Annotated in this window: 8 protein-coding genes and 1 pseudogene; 7 read left to right on the forward strand and 2 right to left on the reverse strand. The window is 60.1% G+C overall.

All coding sequences use genetic code 11. The features are described 5' to 3' along the window. Positions 1 to 68 precede the first annotated feature (68 nt). The 4 genes and pseudogenes from LC354_RS24375 to LC354_RS24385 all read left to right on the forward strand — a co-directional run. A pseudogene (locus LC354_RS24375) lies at positions 69 to 1,268 on the forward strand (DUF3604 domain-containing protein); the annotation flags it as partial. A 75-nt stretch (positions 1,269 to 1,343) separates the two neighbouring features. Next, the gene (locus LC354_RS27815; RefSeq protein ID WP_263289598.1) at positions 1,344 to 1,757 is read left to right on the forward strand and encodes a DUF3604 domain-containing protein; all 414 of its coding nucleotides are present in this window, start codon (positions 1,344 to 1,346) and stop codon (positions 1,755 to 1,757) included. A 1-nt stretch (position 1,758) separates the two neighbouring features. Continuing rightward, positions 1,759 to 3,252 carry a DUF3604 domain-containing protein gene (locus LC354_RS24380; protein ID WP_317849393.1) on the forward strand — a complete coding sequence of 498 codons (1,494 nt, stop codon included), beginning with the start codon at positions 1,759 to 1,761 and terminating at the stop codon, positions 3,250 to 3,252. 562 nt (positions 3,253 to 3,814) lie between these two features. Next, on the forward strand, positions 3,815 to 4,036 hold the full coding sequence (locus LC354_RS24385) for a hypothetical protein (protein WP_223428573.1): 222 nt from the start codon (positions 3,815 to 3,817) through the stop codon (positions 4,034 to 4,036). A gap of 9 nt (positions 4,037 to 4,045) precedes the next feature. Here the strand turns inward: LC354_RS24385 and LC354_RS24390 are convergent, their stop codons facing one another. Together LC354_RS24390 and LC354_RS24395 are read right to left on the reverse strand one after the other, a co-directional pair. Then, positions 4,046 to 5,443 carry a tannase/feruloyl esterase family alpha/beta hydrolase gene (locus tag LC354_RS24390; protein WP_223428574.1) on the reverse strand — a complete coding sequence of 466 codons (1,398 nt, stop codon included), beginning with the start codon at positions 5,441 to 5,443 and terminating at the stop codon, positions 4,046 to 4,048. Positions 5,444 to 5,573: 130 nt separating this feature from the next. Next, the gene (locus LC354_RS24395; protein WP_223428575.1) at positions 5,574 to 6,137 is read right to left on the reverse strand and encodes a LuxR C-terminal-related transcriptional regulator; all 564 of its coding nucleotides are present in this window, start codon (positions 6,135 to 6,137) and stop codon (positions 5,574 to 5,576) included. Positions 6,138 to 6,220: 83 nt separating this feature from the next. Here LC354_RS24395 and LC354_RS24400 point away from each other — a divergent pair, with 83 nt between their 5' ends. The 3 genes from LC354_RS24400 to LC354_RS24410 are packed head-to-tail and all read left to right on the forward strand — an operon-like array spanning position 6,221 to position 9,166. Continuing rightward, complete coding sequence (locus LC354_RS24400; RefSeq protein WP_223428576.1) at positions 6,221 to 7,381, forward strand: acetyl-CoA acetyltransferase; 1,161 nt, start codon at positions 6,221 to 6,223, stop codon at positions 7,379 to 7,381. After that, positions 7,378 to 8,907: an AMP-binding protein gene (locus LC354_RS24405; protein WP_223428577.1), complete on the forward strand. Its 1,530-nt coding sequence runs from the start codon at positions 7,378 to 7,380 to the stop codon at positions 8,905 to 8,907. The genes LC354_RS24400 and LC354_RS24405 overlap by 4 nt, the downstream gene beginning before the upstream one ends. A gap of 52 nt (positions 8,908 to 8,959) precedes the next feature. Continuing rightward, a complete protein-coding gene (locus LC354_RS24410; RefSeq protein WP_317849394.1) occupies positions 8,960 to 9,166 on the forward strand; it encodes an SDR family NAD(P)-dependent oxidoreductase in 207 nt (68 codons plus the stop codon). Positions 9,167 to 9,202 lie beyond the last annotated feature (36 nt).

Here is a 9,202-nt window from a genome sequence, read left to right on the forward strand (position 1 = left end):
CATGACCGCTGAGACATAATCAAGGGTGGGTCAAATCTCGGTGAAAATACCGGGTCACTTCTCAGCGAAAATCAACACCCGAAGACCTTTGGGAGAGACTGGACGCGTATCAGGAAAGGACCGGCGACCAAGTGCTGGCCATTGCGCATAACGGGAATTTGAGCAACGGCAAGATGTTCGAGATGGTCGAATATGATGGCAGCCCGATTTCGGCGGCTTGGGCCGAACGGCGTGCCCGACTGGAACCGCTCTATGAGGCAACGCAGATCAAGGGTGATGGGGAAACCCACCCCTTCCTCAGCCCGACAGATGAGTTCGCTGATTTCGAGACATGGGACGTTGGCAACCTTGACCTGAGCGTTCCAAAGACACCCGAGATGTTGCCGCATGAATATGCGCGATCGGCGCTGAAACTGGGTCTCAGCATCGAAAAGTCAGTTGGCATCAACCCTTACAAGTTCGGACTGATCGGCTCGACGGATGCGCATACCGGACTTCCGGCCATTGCAGAGGACAATTTTTTCGGCAAGCTCCCCAGCGTTGAACCATCTGCGCAACGGACGGAGCGGGATATGCTTGCGTTTGGCGATCTCAGCTACAAGGCGACCGACACGGCGGCGTCCGGATACGCGGCTGTGTGGGCCTTGGAGAACACGCGCGAGTCGATCTTCGACGCCATGCAGCGCCGCGAGACCTACGCCACGACGGGGCCGCGCATGATGGTGCGCCTGTTTGGTGGATGGGAATTTACAGATGACGACGCCGCCAGTCGCAGGCCCGCCAATGTGGGCTACCGCAAGGGTGTTCCGATGGGCGGCAATCTGTTCCCGAACGCTGAAGCTGAGGCCCCGACCTTCCTGGTTGGCGCGTTGAAGGATCCGATCGGCGCAAACCTTGACCGTTACCAGATCATCAAAGGGTGGCTGAACGCGGATGGCGCGCTTCATGAACAGGTCTATGACGTGGCATGGTCGGGCGATCGCGTACCGGGCGACGACGGCAAGCTGCCGCCCGTGGGGAACACCGTTGACGTGCAATCGGCCAATTTTCTGAACACGATCGGTGCGACGGAACTGGTTGGAGTTTGGAAGGACCCTGATTTCGACCCGAAGGAACCGGCGTTCTATTATGGACGGGTGCTCGAAATCCCGACGCCGCGCTGGCCCGCTTACGATGCGAAGTACTTCGACGTGGAAGTGCCCGAAGGGACGCAAATGGTTCTCCAGGAACGCGCCTACACGTCGCCGATCTGGTACACGCCGAATTGATTTCCATCAACGCTGCGTCGCGAGACTCATGTTGGGGCTTCGCGGCGCAGAGCTCACAGTAAAAGGGAGATTGACATGAAAACAGCAACCCCAATTCTGGCGACCGGCGCCGCACTCCTGTGGGCCAGCACAGCGCTGGCGCAAGGCTACGCGGGCGATGTTGCAATCGACGCAGACGACGTGGCGCTCGGGGCAAAGCACTACTCGCCCTATCTCAACCAGTCCTATCCCAACCGGGTTTTCTTCGGTGACACGCACCTGCATTCTTCCTATTCGACGGATGCGGGCATGGTCGGCAACACCCTCGGGCCGGATGAGGCGTTCCGTTTCGCGCGCGGAGAAAAGGTGCGCGCCTCGGTAGGTGACTACGCCCAACTGATCCGGCCTCTCGATTTTCTCGTTGTCGCCGACCATGCGGAGAATCTTGGCGTCGCATCGATGATCGAGGCGTCGAACCCGGCGCTTCTGGAAAATGCGTGGGGGGCGTGAGGTGCACGATCTCGTCAAGGCCGGGCAACTCAACGAAGCCTACGTGATGTGGGCCAATGCGATGGCCCAGCGCGTGGATCCCCTTGCTGATGATGATCTGACACGCACCATCTGGAACCGGATTGTCGAAAGCGCAGAGCAGTACAACGAGCCGGGCATCTTTACGTCCTTGCATGGCTTCGAATGGTCGTCGGTGCCGGGCGGTAGCAACCTGCATCGCGTCGTGATGTTCCGTGACGATGCCGACAAGGTCGAAGGCCTCGTTCCGTTCTCCAACTACGACAGCAGCGACCCCGAGGACCTGTGGAACTGGATGCAGAGCTACGAGGACGACACCGGCGGTAAGGTTCTGGCGATCCCCCACAACGGCAACCTCTCGAACGGGTTGATGTTTGACGATGTGCGGGTCAATGGCGAGTCCATCGACATAGATTACGCCGAGCGCCGGGCACGCTGGGAGCCGGTTTATGAGACCACCCAGATCAAGGGCGACGGCGAGACGCATCCTATGCTCAGCCCCAACGACGAGTTCGCCGACTACTACACGTGGGATCGTGGCAATTTCGGGTTTGAGTTGAAGACACCCGACATGTTGCCCAAGGAATATGCGCGTGAAGCGCTCGCTCGGGGCCTTGCCATCGAGGCGGAGATTGGCGCAAATCCGTTTAGGTTCGGCTTGATAGGCTCGACCGACAGCCACACGTCGCTGGCGACCAAGCGTGAAGACAACTTTTTCGGCAAGGTCACTGTCACCGAGCCTGGCACTGGCGCAGAGCGCTATGAAGAGTTCATGGTCAATCCCATTGTCGGAGATGAAGCAATAATCCAACACTACGAGACGCTCGCGTCCGGTCTCGCCGCTGTGTGGGCGCGTGAGAACACCCGCGACGCGATCTGGGATGCCTTCCAGCGCAAGGAGGTCTATGCCACCACCGGTACGCGGATGGCGGTCCGTGTTTTCGCTGGCTGGGACTTCGAGGAAGACGAGGTCCACCGCCCCGATTTCGCTGCCGAAGGCTACGGGCGCGGTGTGCCGATGGGGGCCGACCTCTTCGCCGGACCAGAGGGTACAGCGCCGACCTTCATGATCCGCGCCCTGCGTGACCCCGATGGCGCGAACCTCGACCGGATCCAGATGGTGAAAGGCTGGGTCGGTGACGATGGTGAGCCGATGACCAAGGTCTTTGACGTATCGTGGTCAGGGGACCGTGCACCTGACGCAAACGGCAAGCTGCCACCCGCAGGCAGTACCGTCGTTGGCGCGGACTTTACCAACACCATCGGATCGGCCGTCCTTGGCGGTTACTGGGTGGATCCGGAGTTCGACCCGGCACAACGCGCCTACTACTACGTCCGCGTGCTGGAGATCCCGACGCCCTCGTGGCTGGCCTACGACAAGGCGTTCTATGGCAATATCGACTTGCCCGAGGACGCCGTGATGGTGCAGCAGGAACGCGCTTACACTTCGCCGATCTGGTACGCGCCTGCAGGGTAAAGCAAACCACCTGAGGTAAACTGGCTGCCGATCAACCGGGCAGACATGGACCTCGACATCATCATGCGCCTCGGCCATGCAGCGTCGTTTGGCCGGGTCAAGCGATGCTGTATTTCGGCTCTCTCAACGCTGTGGGCACCGTCGCGGAAACGACCCTCAAACCGGTCCCCGCCATCTTTGTAGAGCTGAAGTATGACGGACGGTCTGAAGGTTGCACGCCTGGCAAGGATATGGGTAACAGTGATGTTTGAAGTTGGGTTAGGTCGGAAATGCTCGACGTTTGGAGCCAATATAGCGTGACGCGGCCCCTTGTTCGGACACAGAGAATTCGCGACATTCCACATTTAAAGTCCATGATGCCGTTTCTTGTGAGCCGGATTATTTGGTTGAAGAACTGCCCTTTGATTGGCGTGAAATTTACTGCTTCACTTCTACTTTTGCGCGGGAGGAGTGACGATTTTGGGACCCGGGCAGGAAGTAAGCGTCCGGCCTAACTGCTCTGACGGGTCATGGAGTGTGTTGATAGTGTCCGCCATTGATAGTGGTCATCTTGAGGACGGATATGGCGGGTGAGAAGGATCAGGAGAAGCGGTTCTGGTCGGATGAGGAGAAGGTGTCGATCTGCGTGCAAACATGTGCGCCCGGCGTTTCGGTAGCGCAGGTTGCGCGGCGCTTCAATAGGCACTCACCACGTCGAGTGAGTGCCTATGACCGCGACAAAATCGATCTCACACCAGAGCAGATCCGCCAAGTGGCTTTGTCAGCAGAGCGGGAAGCTTCATGACTGCGTAGACTACTGTACCAAGATAGACTGAGGGGCTTCCCCGCCGTTTAGCCAAGCCTCCAGGGGTGTTAGCGGGTCCAGTGCAGCCGCGTTGATGCCTCCGGGTCCAGGTAGGATCCCGCAATGATCCAATCCCGGCACCATGAAGAGAGCGACGTTCTCCTTCAGAACGTCTTCCCCGCCTGCGGCTTTGGACGCCTGTTCGTACCACTCGACCGTTTTGTAAGGCGTGACGATAGCATCTGCCCAACCATGATAGACAATCATTTTGCCACCTGCTGCGCGAAAGGCTGAAATGTCCGGATTGTCACCATTGTAAGCGGCCGAAGAAGCTCCCATCCGTGATGGGTCGGTCTCGAAATCGAAGTCCATCGGCGTCCAGTTCGGGCCGGGGTCTTCGTCAAACGCCATGTACTTGCCGAAACCACTTGCAAAAGCGGGTACGAGCTTTCCGCCCCCGTCGGCATTCCCGGTCAGCCACAACCACCAGAAGGGTTCTGATCCTTCAGGCACACCTCCGGGGTAAAGTTGCTCACCGGCCGCGTTGCGTGGCCCTTCGCGCCATTTGCCAAGCGTGTCGAGTTGCTGGTTCGTCAGTCCAAGCTCATCATAGCTGATGTTGCATTGACGCGGATCAGCGATCGCGCCGTCTTCGGCACCGTCCGCGGCATCGCATTGCTCAAGAACAGCCTTGCCTATAACGGCCGCTTGGTCGGGTCCGAGAATCTGAGAGCCGTCGTTTGCCGTGTTCGCCTGAACGATCCAGGACATCTTGGTTGCCACCAGACCGGGGTAATCCATTGCCGGCGCGCCCGAGATGATACCGTCGAACATCTCTGGGTAGCGAAGCGAGGCGACATGCGCCATGCGGCCCCCCGTCGAGCAGCCTTGAAAAATCGCCTGTTCGGAGGCGCTGCCGTAAAAAGCCTCGACCAGCAGGTTGGCGACGCGGTTGGTCTCACCGATCGAGCGCCAGCCCCAGTCCCGTTCAGCGTGCGGATTGTTGTAAGCCCATCCCGCATCGACCACCGACAAACCATGGTGTCCGCTGTCGGATGTCGCGGTCGCATAACCGCGCTCGAGCCCGGGCCGCATCGCGTTCACCCAGCTTGAGCCGGCATCCGCACGCCCCAGAATGCCACAAAACCCGCCGCAACCGGCTTGATAAAACTTCCCGTTCCACCCTTCCATCGGCAGCCGGACTTCGATCGAAATGGCCGGCAAGGCCGTCGCCCTTATTTCGCAGTAGTCCGGGAGCGTATCGGAGGCCGCAATGACACGCGCAGACGTGACGTGCCCTCCGGACATGACGACATTGCTCAATTCAGCACATGCGTCAGGGCTTTGCTGCGCGGCTGCCGGTAATCCGGCCAGTGAAAGCGCAAAGCCTGCCAGTAGTCTCTTCATGGTGAAACACCTCCCTGATGTCTTGTGAGGTGGCCAGTATCGAAGCAGGAGCGGCGCGGGGCAAGTGGGGAAAACTACGTAACCGGCGTGACAAGCCGGAAAGCCTTTCGGTTCCGAACCGCACGCGCGCTCAGTCGGTGCCCGCGCCCAGAAGCGGCAATCCGGCGAGGTGGGCCACAAGTTCCAGCCCGTTGCGTGCGCCGAATTTCTCCATCAGCCGGGCGCGGTGCACCTCGACGGTGCGCGGGCTGATCTCCAGCGCCCGGGCGATCTCCTTCGAGGTCAACCCCTCGGCCAGAAGCTTGGCCACCTGCCTTTCGCGTACTGTCATCTCGGCCACCGGGCGCTTTTCCGAGATGTCGGCAAAACTCCAGACTGATTGCTTGAAGGGATCCGCAGGATCAAGCGACTGGCCCCGTACACGGCACCAGAACAGGCCGCCATCCTTGCGGCGCATGATCCGCTCATCGGCATAGCGACCAAGTCCGCGCATCTTTTCGGCGCCGATCTGGCCAATGCTCTGAAACTCTGCGGACGACGGATAGAGCTTGGACAAGGAATGGTCTTCCAGCTCCGTCCTACCATAGCCGAACATCTCGCAGAACCGCGCGTTGCAATGCCGGATGACCCGGTTCTCGGCGTAAATTAACCCCACCGGTGCGCTTTCAAAAGCAAGTGCTGAAAGAGGGTTCATATCCCATCACCGGTTAAGTAGTTTCACGGATCGCGCGGTTCGCCCTGTTGGACTATCCCTCCAGACAATGAATGGAGGCAAGAATGGACGCAAGAATTGTCGGTTGGGGTCACACACGATTTGGCGTGCATGACAGCACGAGTCTGGAAACCCTGATTCAGAAGGCGGCAGCGGAGGCGATTGAGACCGCGGGGATTGCGCCGGCTGATATCGACGCGATCTGGCTGGGACATTATAACAACGGTATGGTGCCGGACGCCTTCGCCGCGTCTTTGGTGTTGGGCCTTGATGACGATCTGCGCTTTACGCCCGCGACCCGTGTGGAGAACGCCTGCGCCTCGGGCTCCGCTGCCATCTACGCGGCGCGCAATGCCATCCGTGCTGGCGACGCCCGCTGTGTGCTGGTCGTGGGCGTCGAGAAGATGACCGAACTCGATACGCGCGGTGTGACCGAAGCGCTCGCCGGAGCATCCTATTCCACCGAGGAGGCGGGTGTGAGTTTCCCACAGATCTTTGGGCGTATCGCGGCTGGTTATTTTGAGAAATACGGAGACCAGTCCGAAACACTGGCGCGGATCGCGGTAAAGAACCACCAAAACGCGCTCAGAAACCCGCTGGCGCATATGCAGCGCGAGGTCAGTTTCGAGTTCTGCAACGAGATCAGCAACAAGAACCCGATGATCGCGGCTCCGCTCAGACTCACCGACTGCTCGCTGATCACGGACGGGGCCGCGGCGCTTGTGATGGTGAGCGAGGACATGGCGGCGGATTTCGACTGTGCGGTGGGTTTCCGTGCGGCGGTACAGATGAACGACTATCTGCCCATGTCGCGGCGCGACATGACCGAACTCACAGCAGCCCGCCATACCTTCGCGGCCGCCTACGAGGCCGCAGGTGTCACGGTCGATGATCTCGACGTGGCTGAGGTGCATGACTGTTTCACCATCGCCGAGTTGATGATCTACGAGGCCATGGGACTGGCTGAAACGGGCAAGGGCGCAGGCCTTGTCGCCACCGGAACGACGATGCGCGGCGGGCGGTTGCCGGTTAATCTATCAGGCGGGCTCAAGGCCAAGGGCCATCCGGTGGGGGCCACCGGCGTGTCGATGCACGTGCTCGCATCGCAGCAGGTCGTCGGCCGGGCCGGGGGCGTGCAGCAAGAGGGCGCGGAACTCGCTTGCGTCTTCAACATGGGCGGCTCCGGAGTCGCAAATTACTGCTCGATTCTGGAGGCCGTGAAATGAACCCTGCCGAGTGGTTGAAACGCACCGCGACCCGCGCTCCGGCGCGACCCGCGCTCTTTTCGGGCGAAGAGCTTTGCGCCACCTATGCCGAGTTTGACCAAGCGGCTGCGGCCATCGGCGCGGCGCTCGAGGCCCGCGGTATCGGTTCAGGCAGCCGTGTGGCCTTGTTCATGTCGAACCGTATTGACTATCTCGAAACGCTCTACGGGATTTGGTACGCAGGCGCGGCTGCGGTGCCGATCAATGCCAAGCTGCACCCGAGAGAGGCCGAATGGATTATCAGTAATGCCGGGGCCGCCTTGGTGATGTCCGATGAGAAACTCGGCAAGGATCTGGCCCCGTTGCTCAGCGATGCGAAGCCGATTGTCTCCGTCGACAGCCCCGAATTCTCGGCCATGCGTCTGGGCGATCCGTTGGACACGCCTGTTGGCATGGCGGAGAGAGACCTGCTTTGGCTCTTCTACACCTCGGGCACCACCGGCAAACCCAAGGGCGTGGCACTGACCTGCGGCAACCTCGCGGCGATGACCTACACTTATTTCACCGATGTGGACGAGGTCGCGCCAGACGATGCCATCCTCTACGCCGCCCCAATGTCGCATGGTGCAGGGCTTTACAATTTCATGCATGTCCTGCGGGGGAGCCGACACCTCGTTCCGGAAAGCGGCGGTTTCGATGCGGATGAAATCCTGAGCCTCGGCAAGCGCATGGGGCCGATTTCGATGTTCGCTGCGCCGACGATGGTACGCCGTCTTGTGGATACAGCCAAGGCGTGCGGTGAGACCGGCGAGGGACTGCGGACCATCGTCTATGCGGGCGGCCCGATGTACGAGGCCGATATTCTGGACGCAACCAAGGTGATGGGACCGCGTTTCGTTCAGATCTACGGTCAAGGCGAGTGCCCGATGGGGATCACCGCCTTGCCGCGCAGCGATGTGGCGGACCGAGCCCATCCCCGCTGGCGGGAACGTCTCAATTCGGTTGGAACCGCGCAAAGTGCTGTGCGCGTGCGCATTGTGGATCAGGACGGCGCGGAAGCGCCGCGTGGACAAACCGGTGAGATCACGGTGCAAGGCGCGACCGTGATGTCTGGCTATTGGAAGAACCCGGAGGCCACTGACAAAACCATCCGCGACGGCTGGCTCTGGACCGGCGACATGGGGCGCATGGATGAAGAAGGATACATCACACTGCAGGACCGCTCGAAGGATATGATCATCTCAGGCGGCTCCAACATCTATCCGCGTGAGGTTGAAGAAGTGCTTCTGAGCCATCCAAAAGTGCACGAGGTCGCTGTCGTCGGTCAGCCCCACGCGGAATGGGGCGAAGTGGTCGTTGCCTTCGTCGTACCCAGCCCGGGTGCCGAGGTTGCACCTGCCGAACTCGACGCGCTTTGTCTGGACCGCATCGCCCGCTTCAAACGGCCCAAGGCGTATCGATACATCGACGCGCTGCCGAAAAACAACTATGGCAAGGTCCTTAAGACCGAGTTGAGACACCTCCTGCAAGAGAAGCCTATCGCATGATGGATCTTGCGGGCAAAACCGGGCGGATTACCGGATCGGTTAAGGGGATGGCGTGTCCATCGCGGTGTACGGCCTCGCTGAACTCCACACCGCCGCATGGGATGCGATCATCGGTCTGAACTTGTCGGGCGGGTTCCACACCATGCGCTTGGCGCTGCGGAAGTTGGGCGAAAAGGGCTTTGGCCGGGTTGTGAACTTTGACAGCGTCCGCGGCATCGGATTGAGCAACCCCACGTCTGGAAATTCGGATTTGGCATGATCACGCATCCTGGCATTCCCATTTGATATAGGCCTT

This window comes from Tateyamaria pelophila (assembly GCF_019966495.1).
GTDB lineage: Bacteria > Pseudomonadota > Alphaproteobacteria > Rhodobacterales > Rhodobacteraceae > Tateyamaria > Tateyamaria pelophila.